A 19,728-nucleotide genomic window follows, 5' to 3' on the forward strand; every position below is an offset into this window, starting at 1 on the left:
AAAAATCTATCTAAAGGGTGCCTGTTGAATAAGTAATAACTACAGCTACAGGTTTAAATATGAGGTAAGAGAAATCATGAGTAAGAAGACCTTCACAGAGAATCAAATTAAGTAACTAACAACTTATTCTTATGATGATTATAAGCTAAAAAGCGATCACGTAAGCAGCCGAATATAAGTTGTTTATTGGGGAAAAAGAGAGAGGTATTCCACTCTTACAATTCACTGTTTTACTGTCCAAACTCCACACTTTACTGTCCAAGCTCACTGTTTTACTCTCCAAACTACACGCTCTACTGTCCAAACTCACTGTTTTACTCTCCAAACTACACACTTTACTGTCCAAACTCACTGTTTTACTCTCCAAACTACACACTTTACTGTCCAAACTCACTGTTTTACTCTCCAAACTCCACACTTTATTGTCCAAACTCACTGTTATACTATCCAAACTACACGCTTTACTGTCCAAATTCACTGTTTTACTCTCCAAACTCCACGCTTTACTGTCCAAACTCACTGTTTTACTGTCCAAACTCCACACTTTACTGTGCAAACTCACTGTTTTACTATCTAAACTACACGCTTTACTGTCCAAATTCACTGTTTTACTCTCCAAACTATACGCTTTACTGTGCAAACTCACTGTTTTACTATCTAAACTACACGTTATTATTATTCTTACTAAATCAACAAAGTAGCAGCATCTAGAAGGCTTTAAGCTGTTATCTTAAAACTTTGTTCATTTTTAATGTTATATATTGTAAGTCAGCGTTGTGCAGAAAAAAAGATGTGACGAACTATAGTTATGTAGGTGTTTATTTCTTCGTAGGAAAAAAACAGTCAATGCTAAAACATCCTATTTAAAAGAAAAAATACTACGAACTCCAAGTGTAAACAAACTATTTCTTCGTAAGAATTGTGAAAGCACCCTTAATTTATAACAAAATAAACAGACTAAATGTTCGAAGTGATTTAGTCTGTTTATTATGATATTCTAAGATGCTGTCTTCGGTTTTCTAATAAGAAACAAATGCTAACGTTCCTAATACGATAATTAACAAAATGAATAGGACAACAATTAGCGCGAAGCCAGAGCCGAAGCCCCCGCCACCGTAACCGTAGCCTGGTGCTACGCCACCGTATCCACACATAAGCTCAAACCTCCTTTCTTGTGTAGTTAACTCCTTTTAATTAAATACTCTCCCGAATTTAACATTATTTTACTTTTTTGTGTTAGGGAGGTGATTATATCACCTCACAAAAAATGAATGATAGAAGCTTTATCATGGGAAGGATAGAAAGTACAATTGAGTAAATGTGAAGTATGATTGGTTGAATTAGGGAGTTTTTATGCTGTGTAGATTAGGAATTAATAAAATCCTTGGCTACAAGCACAGCCGATGATAATCAAGAGCACAAAAAGTACAATAACTAAGGCAAAGATACCGCCGAAATTACTCATAATTACCATTCCTCCTTTCTTGATATATTAATATTTTATGGAATTATTTAAACTCTGATTGTACGTTTAGACATGATGAAAACATACATTTTTAGATATTTTAATTAATTGATTGAATATATAAAGCAAAAAAAACGGTGATATGGTCTTTATATCACCGTTTCACACATCTTATATTACTTAAGGGTTAACTGTTCATTAGCATGATTTCTAATCTGTTTATTGTTCCTTTAATTGTTGGAAAGCTGAAATAAGTTGCTTTGTTATAGGGTTATTCAATGATATATGGATGTTGTCAATTTTATTGACAGGTAATATTTCGATTGATGTACTCGTTATAAAAACTTCATCAGCATTGTAAAGAAAATCAATATCAAAAGGATGTTCTTTTACGGAAAGATCATTTTGAGATGCAATATTGATGACTGCTTCCCTTGTAATACCATGTAAAATGTGGTTTGTTGCTGGATGTGTGTAGGCAACACCATCTCTTACAGCAAATAAATTACAACTAGAGCATTCTGTCACAATGCCATTACGTATAAAGACTGCTTCGTCATAACCTGCTTCAGAAGCCTTTTGTTTTGCAATGACATTTGGTAATAAATTTAGCGATTTGATGAAACAATTCGCCCAACGAGTGTCTTCGAATGATTGAAGAGCTACTCCGTTTTGTCGTTTGACACGGTCTACATGGCGTGAGGGGCGTACAGTCATTGAAAACTGTGCGGGGACTTTAGGAAATATATGATCTCTCGGTGCGATTCCCCTAGTTACTTGAATATATACTTGTGCATCTTTCAATTCCGAGCGCGTTATCCCCTCTAATATTAGTTCGTTCACTTTTTCTAGAGAAAAAGGTAAATCGATTAATATTTCCTTAGCACTCATTTCAAGTCGGTTTAAATGTGCTTTTAATAGAAATGGTTTGCCATCATAAACTCGAATAACTTCATATATCCCATCTCCAAATTGATGCCCTCTCTCTTGGATCGGTACGACCTTTTCGTTAATATCAATAAATTTATCTCCATAAAAAGCAACTTCCATGTAATCAACCTCCACTAATATTTCATGCTCAATTCATTTTATGTTATGCATTGTTCATTAATTATGGTTTATTATAGCAATTTTGGTGTGAAGTCAACAGCTTAAAAGTCACAGTAACGTCAAATCTATTAGATTATCAAACATATTTATACCATTTTTATACTAATCGTTCTATAATTAAAAATATAAATTAATATGATTGACGGGTGAAGTCTATGAATATTAAAAATTTATACAAACTAGCATTTGAATCAGCAGGAATAGCCATGGCAATATATGATTGTCAAGGTGAGGTAGGAATACCGCTTGCAATAAATGATGCTTTTTGTAAATTTCTTGGGTATACAAGGGAAGAGCTGTGCTGCAAAACTGTTGAAGAAATTTCACATCCAGATGACTATAAACGTGATTTACATAAAATTAGCTGTTTGTTAACTGGACATATCGATGAGATTGCAACAGAAAAAAGATATATACATAAATCAGGACGAATCGTTTGGGGAGAATTAAAAGGTATCCTTCAAAGAAACGAAGATAAAAGCCCACAATTTGCTATAGTTCAAATTCATGATATAACCCATCGTAAAAGTATAGAAAAAGAACTATTAGAAAGTAAGGAAAAATACGAAAACTTAATTCAAGATTCATTACAGGCGTTTTATGTTGTACGTGATGAAAAAGTGATTTTCGTAAACCCAGCTGGATGTGAATTATCAGGATTTAGTAAAGAAGAAATAATTGGTTCGAATATTTATGATTATTTTACAAAAGATCGGGTTGAACTTGCTGAGTATAATTATAATCAGCTTTTAATGGGGAATTCTTACACAAACGAAGAACAAATAGTCATAACAAATAAAGGTGAACGTGTAATTGAATATACAGCTACAAAAACGGTATATGAGGAAGAAGAAGCCATTCAAGTCATAGCACGTGACATAACAGAAAGAAAAAAATATGAAGAAATGTTGGTTAAATCAGAAAAATTGGCGTTAGTAGGTAAACTTGCAGCCGGCGTTGCACATGAAATTAGAAATCCATTAACTACAATTAAAGGGTTTACACAGTTATTACAAATGACGAAAGAGTACAATGAACAACACGCAGCTATTATGATGAATGAATTGTCTACAGTCGAAACAATCATAGATGAGTTTTTATCATTGGCAAAAACAAAATCAACATCATCTTTTGAAATGAATGATCTTCATAGCATAATTAATAGAGCTATTACTTTGGTTAAAACAAATACTGATTTACATAATATTGAACTCGGTGCACAGTTTGATGAAACTATTCCACTAGTGGAATGCGAAGATGAAATGTTAATCCAAGTATTTACGAATATTATTCAAAACGCAATTGAATCGATGGATACTGGATTTATTACGATGTCTACACATAGAAAAAATGATATTGTAACAGTTGCAGTTGTTGATAATGGATGTGGCATACCTAAGGATAGATTGAAAAACTTAGGAGAACCCTTTTATTCAACGAAGGAAAAAGGTACAGGATTAGGGTTAATGATTAGTTATAAAATAATTGAACAACATAAAGGGCGAATGTCATTTTATAGTAATCCTGGAGAAGGTACACGAGTAGAAATTATCTTACCAATCAAACAAAAAAATATTGGTCAAATCAATGAGAAGCTCTTGTAGAAAGAACTTCGTAACAAGAAAATGATTATAACGGTCATGGAAAAGTAAACCTCACAACATTCATAGTGTGAGGTTTATTTTTTTTATCTTTTATTGTTTTTTCTAGATTGCTTTTCAGTCGTTTCACTCAGTTCATTTGCGAATTCAGCCTCAGCTGCTGATACTGTTGGGTTTGCTACTTCTTTTGACACTTTATTTTGTCTCCCTTTTTTACCCAAAATAATCACCCTTTCGTAGTTGTAAAAATAAACACAATGTTAGTATGGTAGACAATGTACTTTTTAGTCATATTAGATTGTGTTTTTTTTGTGAAAAAATAGTCATTAACACTATAGTTCTCAGCTCTTTATTATTCCATGACAAAATTTGATCAGTATTGAACATAGCATTACCACAATAACAAACAGATAAGCGTGTACTCTATTGGTTATCCACTTATCATTAAGAATATTTTATATAGTAATTAATGGTAAGTGTGGCGTTTGAACTCCAACAAAAGTCTAACTAAACGATAATAGTTACAGCATTGTAAACTAAATGTTAAGCTACACCAGACTATAGACCTATCATTTTGAAATAGGGCAACTTTGGATGTATATGGTAGAAAAAATGATAATTGAACAGTGTTATGATTTATTTAGACAGAAAAAGTAGTGTGAAAGGGAGAGAAATGATATGAAAAAATTGATAGTTGCTGGTACAATTCTAGGTTCTTTATGGTTTGGTGAAAGTGCATTAGCTGCATCTTATACTGTTCAATCTGGGGATACACTTTCAAAAATAGCGAACAAGCATCAAACCACTTTAGCTGAATTAACAAAAGCAAATCCACAAGTTCAAAATCCTAATATAATTTACATAGGACAAGCTATCCAAATTCCATCAGCAAGTAATAAAGAATTAAGCACATGGGAAGAAAAGGCTGATCAAGTCGTGTCAACAGGAATGAAATATATTGGTGCTTCTTATTTATATGGAGCTTCAGTGACAAGAACTGATGCGTTCGACTGTTCTTCCTTTACGTATAGAGCTTTTAATGAAAATAATGGTATTAATCTGCCACGTACTTCTGTAGAGCAATCAAAGCAGGGGACACCTGTAGCGATTTCTGATATTCGAAAAGGTGACTTGATTTTCTTTGATACGACTAAAGATGGGGTCATCAATCACGTATCTATCGTCGTTGATTCAGACACAATCCTTCATGCAGGAAGTTCAACAGGGGTAACAAAAGCTGATTTAAATACTTATTGGCGTCCATTTGCAGTAAAAGCTGTACGCATCATTAATTAAGCTGGATCACCGTACCACATATAGAAAATGTATGGGCTAGGTTTTATATCCTTTTTGGTACAATCATTCAATTTATTTGGTGACAAAAGGAACAGGGTCTACGAAAAAAGAAGGCTATAGGCTACTAAAAAGAAAGCTAAACAAACATTAATTTCAGAACATATAAGAAGGCTTGGATAAAGTAAATCCAAGCCTTCTTACATTGTAGTATACTGCTTTCTAAAAATAAAGTTAACAATTTATAATAGCTGGTGTTTTAAAAAATTTTGTACTTCTTTTGGAGATTTAAGTACAAAAATGTTCTTGTCATTAGAAAATTGCTCCAGTCTCTTTACAATTTCAGGCCTTTTAGTTTTTGGATAATCCCAAATCCATTTAAAAAAAGCTAAGTCAAACCTTTCTTCGCAAGCTTCTCCCATATCTGGTCTCGTTTTATTTCGATACAGTAACATTCTTTTGAATGCACGATACATGCATATCGTTCTATGAATATCAAGAAAAATGATCGTGTCTGCTGAATTAAGTCTTATATCCAACGTTCCACTGTAGTTTCCATCAATAATCCATTTTTCTTTTTTCACTAAATCTTTTTGCATGGTACACTGCTCATCTTTTGGAACACTAACCCAATTAGGTTTCCAAAATAACGCGTCGAGATGATAGACATCTATTTTGAGTTCATCACCTAATCTCCTTGCTAGTGTAGATTTTCCTGATCCACCCGAACCAATTAGTATTATTTTTTTCATGATGCTTCCCCTTGTATAACGTTCATAATGAGTGTTGTTTACCCCACATTTTATTGATAAAAAGATGATATCTGTATAATACCACTTCTTGAAGTTCTAATTAGTGAAACTATAGCAATTGTTTATGAATGGCTCTTTGCGAAAACAATGTTACCATTTGTTTTCAAATTCGTACTATAAAAAGTAGATTAATAACGCTATTCATTGTTGTACAGAAGAAATGATGCCACGAACTCAAGTTGTGTAGGTATTTATATCTTAATACGAAAAACAACAATCAATGCTAAAGCATCCTTATAATAATATCAATACTTGTCTAGTTACCTGTCAAGAAATAACCCTTAATCTAATTAGTGATCGTACTTTTGATAACTTTTACTATAACACAGCAGCTCATTTTAGGTTTTATACATTTAGAACAAACCTGCTGAAAAGAGCCTTAATTAAAGATTGCTGATATGAAATTTTTTTTCTTTTGTGTAATTGGTTCTGTTGACTTTTGTTGTGTTAATATTTGTGCGTATTTGTCTTCAATTTCTTCAATTTTCTTTTCTAGTGAAATGACATTTTTTTGTAACATGTCGATTTCTTTACGATGTTGTAATAGTTGGTATGATACAACTTCATCTGCTTTCTTGTCCAAGCTTTGTTCAATGTTTTTTACTTGATCGATAAGCTGTTCCAAATCAGATTTTTGTAAGTAAGTGGTAGGTGGTTTATGATTCTCATTGACCTGGGTATTCGTATTTGATAATACTCCTTTACGTACTTTTATTAACTGCACGTCCTTCATCACAACACCACTATTCAATTGTTTTTGAATATGGCGAAATAATTCCTCGTCTTCATGAGTAAATAAGTAATGCCCATTATCATTTTTGTTAAATGGTAACTCAAAATATTGTATCCAGCGGCGAATTGTTTTCGGGGAAACACCAAGTTTATACGCAAATTCAGATGTATTCATTTGCTTATCTCCTCCCACACAAGTCATAGTCTACAAATTCTTTATGTATGGAAAGATTCCTTTACGTGTGACAAAACTAGTGATAATTAGCAAAAGAAAGTTTTATTCTTACAATTTGAGTGCATATGTGAGAAGCGTTTGTCGTTTTTTTAGTGGATTTGGTAAAATGAAGTGTAATTACTTAAATTTCATGAATATTCGATAAATAAAGAGGCTGCCACCCTATGATATAGGATATAGGGAATATGATAGGGGGCATCATCTCTTATAACATCTTAAGAGATCTTTTAGTTATAAAACAACATTTTCTTGCAATTGATTTTGGTTAATGACATGATCGATTGCTTCACTAACTGAATTTACAACATACTTGGCTTCCTTTTTAACATTTGGATGTGCTTCAGACATTGCATAACTATTGGCAGTTAATTTAAACATCGGTATATCGTTAAAAGAATCACCAATACATGCAATTTCATCAGTAGATAAATTAAGGTGATTTAGTAAATTTTGTATAGCATTACCTTTACTAATATTTTTAGGCATCACATCTAAACAATTCTCCTCAGATACAAAAGCATCAAGTTGTGTAGGGAACAGCTCTAATAAGTTTTTTTCATGTTTTTGTACGTCATAGCCACCAATAATTATTTTTGTTGGTGCCATTCCTGCCTTCATTTCTGCTAATAAATTTGGTTTTTCAACTATTGGGAAAAACATACGACCTTGTATTCTTTCAATATGCTCATCAATTTTCTCAGCATAATTAGTATTGTCGTGACAAACCAATGTAATGATGTCGTTTTGATCACGTGTGTACTTATATATGTCATGAGCAATTGCTGGAGAAAATGTTGTGTGATGTAATACTTCGTTGTCATTTGTAATTACAAAGGCCCCATTTTGACTAATACGGTGAAAGCGATCGTTTACAACCTTTAAAACCTCAAGGACCTCTGGCTCCATTCGACCAGTTGCAATAGCAAATGTAATATTTTGCTCATTTGCTCTTTTTAGGGCATCTATATCTTCATCGGTTACTTGCTTATTAAAATTCAATAATGTTCCATCTAAGTCAGATACAATAAGTTTTATCATTAATTATCCCTCCAATATAAAAGTGATAACATAATTGAAGTTCATTGTAAATGGAAATGCATTTTTCAGAAAATTCAATGTGTAGTTTTGCCCTAATACAGTGTTGGTCTCAGGGGTAATTTTTTTATAGAAAAAAATGTTTATTTTTGATAAAATTTACTAATTATATCATATACATAAAAGGGGATGTCATTGAGGAGAATATTGTATTGTTTGTTGGCTCTATTCATAATGTCTAGCTGCACGAAAGAACAAGAAATGAGTAGTAACGACGCTATTACTATTACGCCAATAGAGTTAGATCAAAGAGAAAAAAATTTACTTGAATCAATAGCTGGAGATCAATTGTTTGCATTTGATGTTAAGGTAAATGATAGAACGACTAGTAATCAATATTTAAATATTAGTATGAGAATGGAGATCTATTAAAAGAAGTTGCTGGAATGGGTGTTCAATTGGATGGAGATGTAAACACCGTCCTAATAGGTAAATTAAAGGAAGAATTTAATGATGATAAGTATATAAGATGAGATGGAGCAGTTGTTACTGAATCAGGATTTAGTAAGTTTAATTCGGATTTAATATTGGCTAACAACAATTTTAAACGTTCAATGTCCTCCCAATTATCAAATGGAGAGTACTTTATGTAAAACAAGCCGCAAATTGTAGCATACAATATAAACCATAATGAAGGTTTAATTAGTACAAGTAATAACGTGTTTGAAGGTGTTGAAAAGGAAATAAATAGGATTATTCAATAATATGAAAGTGTCTACTTCATGACAGTTGAACTTGATAGTAAGAATGGAGAGTAAATAACTAGCTATTTCCATTGACGAAGTGCTACCTCTTTCGTTACTATGTAGCCAAGTGTCTGTTGTAAAAGGAGGGAGCACCTTGCAGAACTTTACCGTCGTAAAAGTGTTAAATAATAATGTGCTCATAGCTAAACATGAATCATATGGAGAAGTAATTGTCATTGGTAAAGGCATTGGTTTCGGCAAAAAGAAGAACGATGACATACCACAGTCGACAATTGAAAAAATGTTCGTATTAAAAAGTGAGAAGGAGCAAGAACAGTATAAAAAGTTAATACCAAATATCGATGAAGACTTTATAGCTATTATGAATGATATTATTCATATGATTAATAAGCGATTAAATAAGCCATTAAACGAGCATATTCATATAGGCTTAACAGACCATCTGGCATTTACAATTAAGAGGCTTGAAGAAGGATTAGAAATACATAACCCATTTTTATTAGAAACACATGCGCTTTACCCGAAGGAATATGAAACAGCTTCAGCTGTTGTAAAGTTTCTAGAAGAGACTTTACACGTATCACTTCCAGAAGGAGAGATTGGCTTTATTGCACTACACATACATAGTGCAATTACAAATCGAAATTTACAAGAAGTTAATCAAAACTCTCAGCTCATACATAAGTTAATTGAAATTATTGAAGATTCGTTAGAAGTAGAAGTGAATTATTCTGATGTGAATTATTTACGGCTTGTACGTCATTTGCAATTTGCGATAGAGCGAGTCAAATCTGGTGAACTTGTAGTTGAACCAAAAAAATTAGCTGAGGTATTGAAAGAGGAATATCCCTTGTGTTATAATGTTGCTTGGAAGTTGATCAAAGTTATGCAGCAAACGTTACAATTACCAGTCTATCATGCAGAAGCAGTGTATTTGACATTGCATTTGCAAAGGCTTTCAACTAAAACTGAATTATAGGTATTATACTTTACGTGTTACTGATTCGATCAGGCATGAGTAAAGAAATGATATAAACAACAGGTGTATTCTCTGTTGTTTACCATTTTCTTACTCATGCCTGTTTTTATTTGTTTAAAAAGTAATCGTTTGCACAATATAACATTATGAGCAGCTTTCGAATATTTCATCCATGATTAGGAGGAAACTCACATGTTTAAAAAAGCCTTTGGTGTTTTACAAAAGGTCGGGAAGTCATTAATGCTTCCAGTAGCGATATTACCAGCAGCTGGTATTTTATTAGCTTTTGGTAATGCACTGCAAAATCCAGCATTAACAGATCGTGCAGAATTTTTAAAGCTAGAATGGATTACGCTTATTGCTTCAGTAATGGAAAATGCAGGGGGAATTGTATTTGGTAATCTCCCGTTACTTTTTGCAGTTGGTGTAGCAATCGGTTTGGCTGGTGGTGAAGGTGTTGCCGGTCTTGCAGCAATTATTGGTTATTTAATTATGAACCAAACGATGAGTGTTATTTTACAAGCAAGAGGCACATTGGATCCGGCAGTCGTTGGAACAGATCCGTCCTTCGCGAATGTACTTGGGATACCGACATTACAAACCGGGGTGTTCGGTGGTATTATCGTCGGTATAATAGCAGCAGCATTGTATAACAAGTATTTCAATATTGAATTACCATCTTACTTAGGCTTCTTTGCGGGTAAGCGATTTGTTCCGATCGTAACTGCAGTTGCCGGTTTAGTTCTTGGAATTGTAATGATTTTCTTATGGCCACCTGTTCAACATGGCTTAAATACGTTCTCAACGTCGATGATTGACGCAAATAGAACTTTAGCAGCATTTATATTCGGAGTTATTGAAAGGGCACTAATTCCATTTGGTTTACACCATATTTTCTACTCACCGTTTTGGTTTGAATTTAATTCATATACTAATGCAGCAGGTGAGGTTGTCCGTGGTGACCAAGCTATCTTCTTTAATCAGATTAAAGACGGTGCCGAGCTAACAGCTGGTACATTCATGACAGGTAAATTCCCATTCATGATGTTTGGTTTACCAGCAGCGGCGTTAGCAATCTATCATGAAGCTCGTCCTGAGAAGAAAACAGTTGTAGCAGGTATTATGGCTTCAGCAGCGTTAACATCGTTTCTCACAGGGATTACAGAACCAATTGAGTTTTCATTCTTATTCGTAGCACCAGTATTATTCGGAATTCATACCATTTTCGCAGGTTTATCATTTATGACAATGCACCTACTAAACGTAAAAATTGGGATGACCTTCTCCGGTGGTGTCATTGACTTCCTATTGTTTGGTGTACTTCCTGGCCGTACAGCCTGGTGGTTAGTTATCGTAGTAGGTTTAGTGTTCTCAGTTATTTATTACTTCGGTTTCCGCTTTGCAATTCGCAAATGGAACTTAAAAACACCAGGTCGTGAAGATGAGGATGAAGATTCTGCACCTGCAACTGTTGAAGCCGGTGAGTTACCTCATAATATTTTAGACGCAATGGGTGGAAAAGAGAATATTGATCATTTAGATGCATGTATTACTCGCTTGCGCGTATCTGTTAACGATATTCAAAATGTTGATAAAAACCGTCTTAAACAGCTTGGTGCTGCTGGTGTACTTGAAGTAGGAAATAATATCCAAGCGATATTTGGACCAAAGTCTGATCAATTAAAAACACAAATGAAAGATATTATGGATGGAAAAGCACCAAGACCAGCACAACCAGTTTCACCTGAAAAAGAAGTGAAAAAACAAGTGGAAGACGTACAACCTCAAGCGCTACAATCAGAAGGTAAAGAGGATGTATTCGTTTCACCGCTAACTGGTGAAATTAAGCCATTAGAAGAAGTTCCAGATCAAGTGTTTTCACAAAAAATGATGGGAGATGGCTTTGCAATTTTACCGACAGATGGTGAACTAGTAGCTCCTGTAGATGGAAAAATCGTCAACCTTTTCCCTACGAAACATGCAATTGGCATTGAATCTACAGCAGGTCGTGAAATCTTAATCCATGTTGGAATTGATACAGTTAATTTAAAAGGTGAAGGATTTGAAACACTTGTTACACAAGGAGATAAAGTAAAAGCTGGGCAGCCTTTATTAAAAATTGACCTTGAATATATTAAAAAACATGCACCTTCAATAATGACCCCAGTCATTTTCACTAACCTAAATGCTGGAGAGTCTGTTAAAATAAATAAGCAAGGAAAAGTAAGTAAACAAGAAAAAGGAATCGTTAAGATTTCTAAATAATTTACCATTTTCTAAAGTAAGCTGATAAAGAGGACCAGGTCTTACTTCTAAATGATTGGTGATACTATATATGTAAGCCGAGTTATAGATGTAGGACCTGAGTTAAATTATCTTGAGTTACTTTATTAATGGGACATTCAAAAGGAGAGATAATTAATGGCAAACAAAACATTTTCTATTACAAGTGACACAGGAATTCATGCTCGTCCAGCGACAGCATTAGTTCAAGCAGCTGGGGGGTTTCAATCAGACATTAATTTAGAATATAACGGCAAAACAGTAAATCTTAAGTCTATTATGGGTGTCTTATCATTAGGAATTCCTAAAGGAGCAACGATTACTATTTCTGCTGAAGGTTCAGATGAAAACGAAGCATTAACGAAAATAGAAGCAACAATAAAGGAAGAAGGATTAGGTCAGTAATGATTAAACAAATTAAAGGCATTGCCGCATCATCAGGAATCGCAATAGCAAAAGCATTTCGATTAGAAGAACCAGAGTTGAACATTGACAAGCGTACGATAGTCAATACAGATGAAGAATGTGCTCGGTTTGACGCAGCAGTAGAGTCGGCAAAAGGTGAGTTACAGCAAATTAAAGATCGTGCCTTTGACGAATTAGGGGAAGATAAGGCAGCTATTTTTGCTGCTCATTTACTTGTATTAAGTGATCCAGAGTTGTTAAATCCCGTGAAAGACAAAGTTGTAGCAGAAAACGTTAATGCAGAATATGCTCTACAAGAAGTAGCAGGCATGTTTATAACAATGTTTCAACAAATGGACAATGATTATATGAAAGAACGTGCTGCAGATATTAGAGATGTCACAAAACGTGTACAAGCTCACTTGTCTGGTGTATCGTTAGCTAACCCTAGTATGATTTCAGAAGAAGTAGTAATCATTGCAGAAGATTTAACACCATCCGATACTGCGCAATTAAATAGAAATTATGTGAAAGGATTTACGACTGATATAGGTGGTAGAACTTCGCATTCAGCTATCATGGCTCGTTCTATGGAAATTCCTGCGGTTGTCGGAACAAAAACGATTACAAGTGATGTGAAAAATGGTGATATAATTATTGTTGATGGACTTGAGGGCCAAGTTATTGTTAATCCATCTCAAGAGCTTATTGCACAATTTGAGCAAAAGAAAGCTTCATTTGAAGAGCAAAAAGCAGAGTGGGCAAAGCTTGTGAACGAAAAGACTGTTACTGATGATCATCATCATGTAGAGTTAGCAGCAAATATTGGGACGCCAAATGATATTGTCGGCGTTAAGAAAAATGGTGGCGAAGCAGTCGGCTTATATCGTACTGAATTTTTATATATGGGTCGTGACAATTTTCCTTCAGAAGATGAACAGTTTGAAGCGTATAAAGCAGTACTTGAAAATATGGAAGGAAAACCTGTCGTCGTCCGTACGCTAGATATCGGTGGTGATAAAGAGCTTCCTTATCTAGATTTGCCGAAGGAAATGAATCCATTTCTGGGCTACCGTGCTATCAGGCTTTGTTTAGAGGAACAGGATATTTTCCGTACACAGTTGCGTGCTCTACTACGAGCTAGCACTTTCGGTAATTTAAAAATCATGTTTCCAATGATTGCAACATTAGAAGAGTTTAGGCAGGCGAAAGCAGTATTAATAGAAGAAAAAGAAAAATTAGTTGCTGATGGTGTCAGTGTATCTGAAAGTATTGAATTAGGAATGATGGTTGAAATCCCTTCTACAGCAGTTCTTGCTGATCAGTTTGCGAAGGAAGTAGACTTTTTCAGCATAGGCACGAATGATCTTATTCAATACACTATGGCGGCTGACAGAATGAACGAACAGGTTTCATATTTATATCAGCCTTATAATCCAGCAATTTTACGCTTAGTTAATATGGTTATTGAAGCTGCTCATCAAGAAGGAAAGTGGGTTGGTATGTGTGGTGAAATGGCTGGTGATCCTATCGCTATTCCAATTTTACTCGCATTAGGCTTAGATGAATTTAGTATGAGTGCGACATCAATATTACCTGCAAGATCACAGCTGAAACGTTTATCAAAAGCAACAGCTGAAAGCTATAAAGAGAAATTACTTTCAATGAGCACGACCGATGAAGTTGTTCAGTTTGTGAAAGAAACATTTCATGTAGAATAATTGTATATTAGAGGAATAAATTTAAGAAACTGATTTGAAGTTGAATTAGAAATCAGTTTCTTTTTGTTGGTTTATTAAAATTTCAGAAAAATCTGAAAAAGACTTGACGGAAAGTGATATTTTCTCCATAATGATTATACGCATATTATAGGTAGAAGCACATTTGGTTACATGCTAAAATGCTCTTTCTGTATACTTTGTTGTAACAATTCCTAAACTAGATCATATGTCGATTCATACAAAAGTCAACGTCTTATAAAAGAAAGGGTGCCACGAAATCTAGGTTTATACGTGCTTATACGTTATGGTGAAAAACAACACTTGCGAAAACAGTCTTACTAATAATGGACGATGAGTTTTATGAGAGCTGGATAGTTGTAACTGTAGAAAAAATGACTCGAACGCTGTACTTATATGATAGAACGAAAATGCTAAAACAACCTTTATAAATCTTATTGCAATTACATTAGAACATCAAGATTAGATTAACTAAGGTAAGATGACACAAACGCCTGGTGTATTAGAGCATGCTTGTTTGTGCGCTAAACAACTGATCGTGAGAAAACAGTCTGAAAAAAGGAGAGTGGTTATTTGTCTGTCAGAAAAAAGGTGAAATTTAAAAATAACCTACAGGATGTACTGAAATTATTTTTGCTTTTACTTTTCACAGCGATATATTTGCTAACACATTCAATTCAAATGACAGCATTAATCACACTACCAATCTTTTTATTAATTATAGGAATTTTATATTATAAAAAAACTGATAATGACAACAAAAACGAGCAAACTATGCGATAACCCAACTTGGACGTTTACAAATGCTTTCATTATAATCACTTAACAATGGGTTAACCATCTTTTGAATACTTATTAGGAGTGTATATTGAGTGTACATGAAATTATCAAAAGAGTCTCAGGATGACATAATAACTAATATCCAAAGATACTTCTATGATGAGCACGGTGAGGAAATTGGTGAATTAGCGGCGAGGAATTTGTTAGATTTCGCCATGAAAGAACTTGGTCCACATTTTTATAATGCTGGTGTAAAAGATAGTATACGTATTATGACCCAAGGAATTTCTAACATAGAAGATGATATGTATTCTCTACTCAGAAAAGAAACGAACGGCTAAACTATTAAATAATAATTGACAACAAATTCGTTTTACACATAAAATAGTTATTAGATAGTAGATACTTTAGTTATGTATTAATGAAAGAGAGAATATGTATGTCGATTAAATTGGAAAATCGTATTGGAAAGATTGCCATTCAGCTTGTTCTAAGTGTAGACGAAAGTGACGTTTCTCAACAGCAGTATCCCTCCACTTGGAGTACATGTGTAGGTAAAGTAGGCTCAATGGAATCCAATAAAGTCGTAGCTGCAATTGAAACTGCAGCAAGGAAAAATGGCATGATTGATGGTGAATTATACCGAGAATCACATGCGTTGTACCATGCAATTATTGAGGCGCTTCATGGAGTTACGAGGGGGCAGGTTCAATTAGGCTCTGTTCTACGTACTGTTGGTCTTAGGTTTTCAATCGTTAGGGGTAAACCGTATCAAAATGATGCTGAAGGAGAATGGCTTGCCGTTGCTTTGTACGGTACCATTGGTGCCCCAGTAAAAGGGAATGAACATGAAGCAATTGGTTTAGGAATTAATCACATATAATCACACGATAACCAAAGGTTCATGCTTTATTGTTGAATAAAAAAATCATATATGCCCATAGTTTTATAGACATTAGGGGGCTGTATCTAGGTATAACATTTTGTTAACTAGATATAGCCCCTTTTGTGATTTGCGCTTTAATTAACTAAAGAGATTTGGAGTGGATTAGAATGAGTGTGTTCGTAAACGAGGTCGAAGAAAAACAAAGAAAGATGGTGGACGGACTGATTACATTAACTGGACAGACACTGTCAATTACTGATATGAGACAAATATTAAATGACAATATAAAAGTTACAGCTTGTTCAACTAGTATGGAAAAAGTTAAAAAGAGCAGAGAAGCTGTAGAAAGAATTGTATCGGAAAAGAAAGTAATCTACGGAATTACAACTGGTTTTGGTAAATTTAGTGATGTTTTAATAGATGCTAAAGATGTAGAGGAGCTACAATTGAATTTAATCCTGTCTCATGCTTGTGGAGTAGGTGAGCCATTTCCAGAGGTTGTGTCGCGTGCAATGCTTGTGTTGAGAGCGAATGCCCTATTGAAAGGAGTATCTGGTGTTCGACCAATAGTAATTGAAACATTATTAAAGTTAGTTAACAACCAAATTCATCCTGTCATTCCTCAGCAAGGATCACTAGGTGCAAGTGGAGATCTGGCTCCACTATCACATTTAGTATTACCACTACTTGGTGAAGGGAATGTGTATTATCAAGGCAAAATACATCCTGCAAAAGAAGTGTTAGCCGAAGTCGGCATTTCACCGATTGTACTACAAGCAAAAGAAGGTTTGGCATTAATTAATGGAACGCAAGCTATGGCAGCTATGGGTGTTGTAGCATACATTGAGGCAGAGAAATTAGCAATTCAAGCTGACTGGATTGCATCCTTAACAGTTGAAGGCTTGCGAGGAATAATCGATGCATTTGATAACGACATTCACGAAGCTAGAGGGTATCAAGAGCAAATTCATGTAGCTGAAAGGATAAGAAAGATTTTAGATCAAAGTAAGCTTACGACCCATCAAGGAGAAATACGAGTACAAGATGCTTACTCAATACGTTGTATACCTCAAGTGCATGGAGCTACGTGGCAAACATTATCTTATGTAAAAGAAAAGCTTGAAATAGAAATTAATGCAGCAACAGATAATCCACTAATTTTTGATGATGGTAACAAAGTTATTTCTGGCGGGAACTTTCATGGCCAACCGATTGCTTTTGCAATGGATTTCCTTGGCATTGCCATGGCAGAACTTGCGAATATTTCTGAACGCCGTATTGAAAGGTTAGTAAACCCTCAATTAAATGACTTACCTCCTTTTCTCAGTCCAGAGCCAGGACTTCAGTCAGGAGCTATGATCATGCAATACAGTGCTGCGTCCCTAGTATCGGAAAATAAAACACTCGCACACCCGGCAAGTGTTGATTCGATACCATCATCTGCAAATCAAGAAGACCATGTAAGTATGGGAACGATCGGCTCAAGACACGCTTATCAAATTATTAACAATGTACGTCGAGTATTGGCTATTGAGTTAATATGTGGTATGCAGGCGGTAGAATACCGTGGAGAAGAACAAATGTCTCCGCTAACTCGCAAACTATTCGAAAATGGGAGAAACGTTGTTCCATCAATTAAGAAAGATAGAGTGTTTGCTACAGATATAGAAGCGTTAGCTTTGTGGATGAAGGAAGAACAAGTGACTCATAATGTCTAAGTATGATTGAACCCCACATACAAAGTGTGGGGTTTTTTTGAAACGATGATTTGTTCAAGAGGGGGATTTAGATCGTACTTTGCTTTAGACTGTTTTTGCATTAATGGTTGCTTTTCGTACTAAGAACCAAACACGTACACAACCAGAGTTCGTGACATCTTTTCTTCTGTACAACAACGACTACCCATATTAAACCATTTATGGTTATAATTACATAACAATAGCAACACAGTTTACGATAAGAGCCTTGATTTAAGAGCTTTAGCGCTCCACCTGTACAGGCTTTTCCTTATCAGATGGGAGAGACTCCATTCGGAAGATATAGGCGTTTTCGAAAAGAAACTATAAGAAAGTTCTATTTATGATTGGCTTTTTTCTCCTTAATTGTTGTTGTTCGTACTTAGATTTAAACATATACACAACTAGTGTTTGTGGCATCTTCACTTTTCTAAAACGATGACTAACAAATAAAACGATATGTTTCGGTTCAAATTTGGTAACAATGGCAACAAAGTTTACGAAAAGATCGTTATAATTTTAACTTAGTGACAGTCAACTGATTGCATTAAATGATAAGATAATGAACATAAACATAATAATATGAGGAAATAGTGAAGGGGATGTTATGCATGTTAAGTAAAGAAAATACAGAGATTGGTTTTATCGGAACGGGTGTAATGGGTAACAGTATGGCAGGTCATTTAGTTGATGCGGGTTACAAGGTAGCGCTTTATACGCGTACGAAGGCAAAAGCGCAAGACCTATTGGAAAAAGGGGCTATGTGGAGAGATAGCGTTGAAGAGCTTGCACAAAAAGCAAATGTGATCTTTACAATGGTAGGATATCCACATGATGTAGAGGAAGTTTATCTTGGAGATAACGGTATATTAAGTCATGTAAAACCAGGTACATATGTCATAGATATGACGACATCGACTCCTACTCTTGCTAAAAAAATTTATGAAGAAGGGAAGAAAAAAAATATATTCTCTTTAGATGCACCAGTGTCTGGTGGTGATATTGGGGCACAAAAGGCACAGCTAACGATTATGGTAGGTGGTGATGAGCAAGTGTTTACTACTTGTAAACCTATTTTAGAAATAATGGGCAAGAACATTATTTTACAAGGGGAAGCAGGGGCAGGACAGCACACTAAGATGTGTAACCAAATTGCGATTGCTACAAATATGATCGGTGTTTGTGAAGCTGTTGCTTACGCAGAAAAAGCTGGCTTAAATCCTTCAAAAGTGTTAGAGAGTATAGCGTTTGGAGCTGCAGGAAGCTGGTCATTAAGTAATTTAGCACCAAGAATCATAGATGATAATTTTGAACCAGGGTTTTATGTGAAACATTTTATTAAAGATATGGGAATTGCGCTAAATGAGGCGGAAGCAATGGGAATGCAAACACCAGGGTTAAGCCTAGCTAAATCAATGTATGACGAGTTAGCAAAAAAAGGTGAAGGAGAAAGTGGAACACAAGCATTGTATAAGTTATATTAAAGCTTTATAATTTGTTGTTAATTGATTTTCATAAGCCTACAGTTTAGCTGTATAAATAATTTCATTCCTAAACGAATAACCATACCATGACTTGATAATAATAGGTGGGTAAATCAACTATTATAAAGGAGGTATTAGGAGTGGCAAAAAGAACGAACAAAAATGATGCAGAACAAAAAAACAAACAAGGGTTTGACAGTAGTACGATTGATACTGAATTTAGCCATGAATTTGGAAGTGCTAATGCAAATCGTGCACAAAAAGAAAAAACAAAACGAGAGAATGCCTCAAAAAATAACGGATTATATGAAGGATAATGGCTGTCTCTATTGAAAAAATATGTAGCTTATCAACAAAGACCACAGTTGTGGTCTTTTTTACTTTTT

Annotated in this window: 20 protein-coding genes; 13 read left to right on the plus strand and 7 right to left on the minus strand. The window is 34.6% G+C overall.

Translation table 11 applies throughout. The annotated features are described in order from the left end of the window. Positions 1-1,019: 1,019 nt before the first annotated feature. From V1503_RS21105 to dat, 3 genes are all read right to left on the minus strand, one after another. Complete coding sequence (locus V1503_RS21105; RefSeq protein ID WP_214481315.1) at positions 1,020-1,154, minus strand: YjcZ family sporulation protein; 135 nt, start codon at positions 1,152-1,154, stop codon at positions 1,020-1,022. A gap of 218 nt (positions 1,155-1,372) precedes the next feature. Beyond that, entirely contained in the window at positions 1,373-1,474 is a 102-nt protein-coding gene (locus V1503_RS21110) for a YjcZ family sporulation protein (RefSeq protein WP_320210010.1), read from the minus strand. A 210-nt stretch (positions 1,475-1,684) separates the two neighbouring features. Continuing rightward, positions 1,685-2,515: a D-amino-acid transaminase gene (gene dat, locus V1503_RS21115; RefSeq protein ID WP_410629063.1), complete on the minus strand. Its 831-nt coding sequence runs from the start codon at positions 2,513-2,515 to the stop codon at positions 1,685-1,687. 215 nt (positions 2,516-2,730) lie between these two features. Here dat and V1503_RS21120 point away from each other — a divergent pair, with 215 nt between their 5' ends. Beyond that, a complete protein-coding gene (locus tag V1503_RS21120) occupies positions 2,731-4,179 on the plus strand; it encodes a PAS domain S-box protein (RefSeq protein ID WP_410629064.1) in 1,449 nt (482 codons plus the stop codon). An 83-nt stretch (positions 4,180-4,262) separates the two neighbouring features. Here the strand turns inward: V1503_RS21120 and V1503_RS21125 are convergent, their stop codons facing one another. Next, positions 4,263-4,397, minus strand: a complete 135-nt coding sequence (locus V1503_RS21125) for a hypothetical protein (protein ID WP_320210013.1) — start codon at positions 4,395-4,397, stop codon at positions 4,263-4,265. Positions 4,398-4,854: 457 nt separating this feature from the next. On the opposite strand from V1503_RS21125, the gene V1503_RS21130 reads away from it, so the two are divergent. Then, entirely contained in the window at positions 4,855-5,472 is a 618-nt protein-coding gene (locus tag V1503_RS21130) for a C40 family peptidase (RefSeq protein WP_410629065.1), read from the plus strand. A gap of 239 nt (positions 5,473-5,711) precedes the next feature. Here the strand turns inward: V1503_RS21130 and V1503_RS21135 are convergent, their stop codons facing one another. From V1503_RS21135 to V1503_RS21145, 3 genes are all read right to left on the minus strand, one after another. Continuing rightward, positions 5,712-6,221, minus strand: a complete 510-nt coding sequence (locus V1503_RS21135; RefSeq protein WP_410629066.1) for a DNA topology modulation protein — start codon at positions 6,219-6,221, stop codon at positions 5,712-5,714. Positions 6,222-6,660: 439 nt separating this feature from the next. Further along, entirely contained in the window at positions 6,661-7,188 is a 528-nt protein-coding gene (locus V1503_RS21140; protein WP_410629067.1) for a MerR family transcriptional regulator, read from the minus strand. Between the two features lie 291 nt (positions 7,189-7,479). After that, the gene (locus V1503_RS21145) at positions 7,480-8,286 is read right to left on the minus strand and encodes an HAD family hydrolase (protein ID WP_410629068.1); all 807 of its coding nucleotides are present in this window, start codon (positions 8,284-8,286) and stop codon (positions 7,480-7,482) included. A gap of 192 nt (positions 8,287-8,478) precedes the next feature. Here V1503_RS21145 and V1503_RS21150 point away from each other — a divergent pair, with 192 nt between their 5' ends. From V1503_RS21150 to V1503_RS21200, 11 genes are all read left to right on the plus strand, one after another. Continuing rightward, positions 8,479-8,715, plus strand: coding sequence for a hypothetical protein (locus tag V1503_RS21150; protein WP_410629069.1), 237 nt, complete (start codon positions 8,479-8,481; stop codon positions 8,713-8,715). Between the two features lie 468 nt (positions 8,716-9,183). After that, positions 9,184-10,029 carry a glucose PTS transporter transcription antiterminator GlcT gene (gene glcT / locus V1503_RS21155; protein ID WP_410629070.1) on the plus strand — a complete coding sequence of 282 codons (846 nt, stop codon included), beginning with the start codon at positions 9,184-9,186 and terminating at the stop codon, positions 10,027-10,029. 192 nt (positions 10,030-10,221) lie between these two features. Continuing rightward, positions 10,222-12,294, plus strand: coding sequence for a glucose-specific PTS transporter subunit IIBC (gene ptsG, locus V1503_RS21160; RefSeq protein WP_410629071.1), 2,073 nt, complete (start codon positions 10,222-10,224; stop codon positions 12,292-12,294). 156 nt (positions 12,295-12,450) lie between these two features. Beyond that, entirely contained in the window at positions 12,451-12,717 is a 267-nt protein-coding gene (locus tag V1503_RS21165; RefSeq protein WP_214481305.1) for a phosphocarrier protein HPr, read from the plus strand. 2 nt (positions 12,718-12,719) lie between these two features. Next, positions 12,720-14,438 carry a phosphoenolpyruvate--protein phosphotransferase gene (ptsP, locus tag V1503_RS21170; protein WP_410629487.1) on the plus strand — a complete coding sequence of 573 codons (1,719 nt, stop codon included), beginning with the start codon at positions 12,720-12,722 and terminating at the stop codon, positions 14,436-14,438. 591 nt (positions 14,439-15,029) lie between these two features. Continuing rightward, a complete protein-coding gene (locus V1503_RS21175; protein WP_214481304.1) occupies positions 15,030-15,239 on the plus strand; it encodes a hypothetical protein in 210 nt (69 codons plus the stop codon). 95 nt (positions 15,240-15,334) lie between these two features. After that, positions 15,335-15,577 carry a DUF2164 domain-containing protein gene (locus V1503_RS21180; protein ID WP_410629488.1) on the plus strand — a complete coding sequence of 81 codons (243 nt, stop codon included), beginning with the start codon at positions 15,335-15,337 and terminating at the stop codon, positions 15,575-15,577. 98 nt (positions 15,578-15,675) lie between these two features. Next, entirely contained in the window at positions 15,676-16,119 is a 444-nt protein-coding gene (gene hutP / locus V1503_RS21185; protein ID WP_320258655.1) for a histidine utilization transcription antiterminator HutP, read from the plus strand. A gap of 224 nt (positions 16,120-16,343) precedes the next feature. Then, positions 16,344-17,840, plus strand: coding sequence for a histidine ammonia-lyase (gene hutH, locus V1503_RS21190; protein ID WP_410629489.1), 1,497 nt, complete (start codon positions 16,344-16,346; stop codon positions 17,838-17,840). A 629-nt stretch (positions 17,841-18,469) separates the two neighbouring features. Next, positions 18,470-19,342 (plus strand): NAD(P)-dependent oxidoreductase, encoded by an 873-nt coding sequence (locus V1503_RS21195; protein WP_410629072.1) that lies wholly within the window; start codon positions 18,470-18,472, stop codon positions 19,340-19,342. A gap of 140 nt (positions 19,343-19,482) precedes the next feature. After that, on the plus strand, positions 19,483-19,659 hold the full coding sequence (locus tag V1503_RS21200) for a hypothetical protein (protein WP_214481301.1): 177 nt from the start codon (positions 19,483-19,485) through the stop codon (positions 19,657-19,659). Positions 19,660-19,728 lie beyond the last annotated feature (69 nt).

Source organism: Nanhaiella sioensis (genome assembly GCF_046557775.1).
GTDB lineage: Bacteria > Bacillota > Bacilli > Bacillales > SM2101 > Nanhaiella > Nanhaiella sioensis.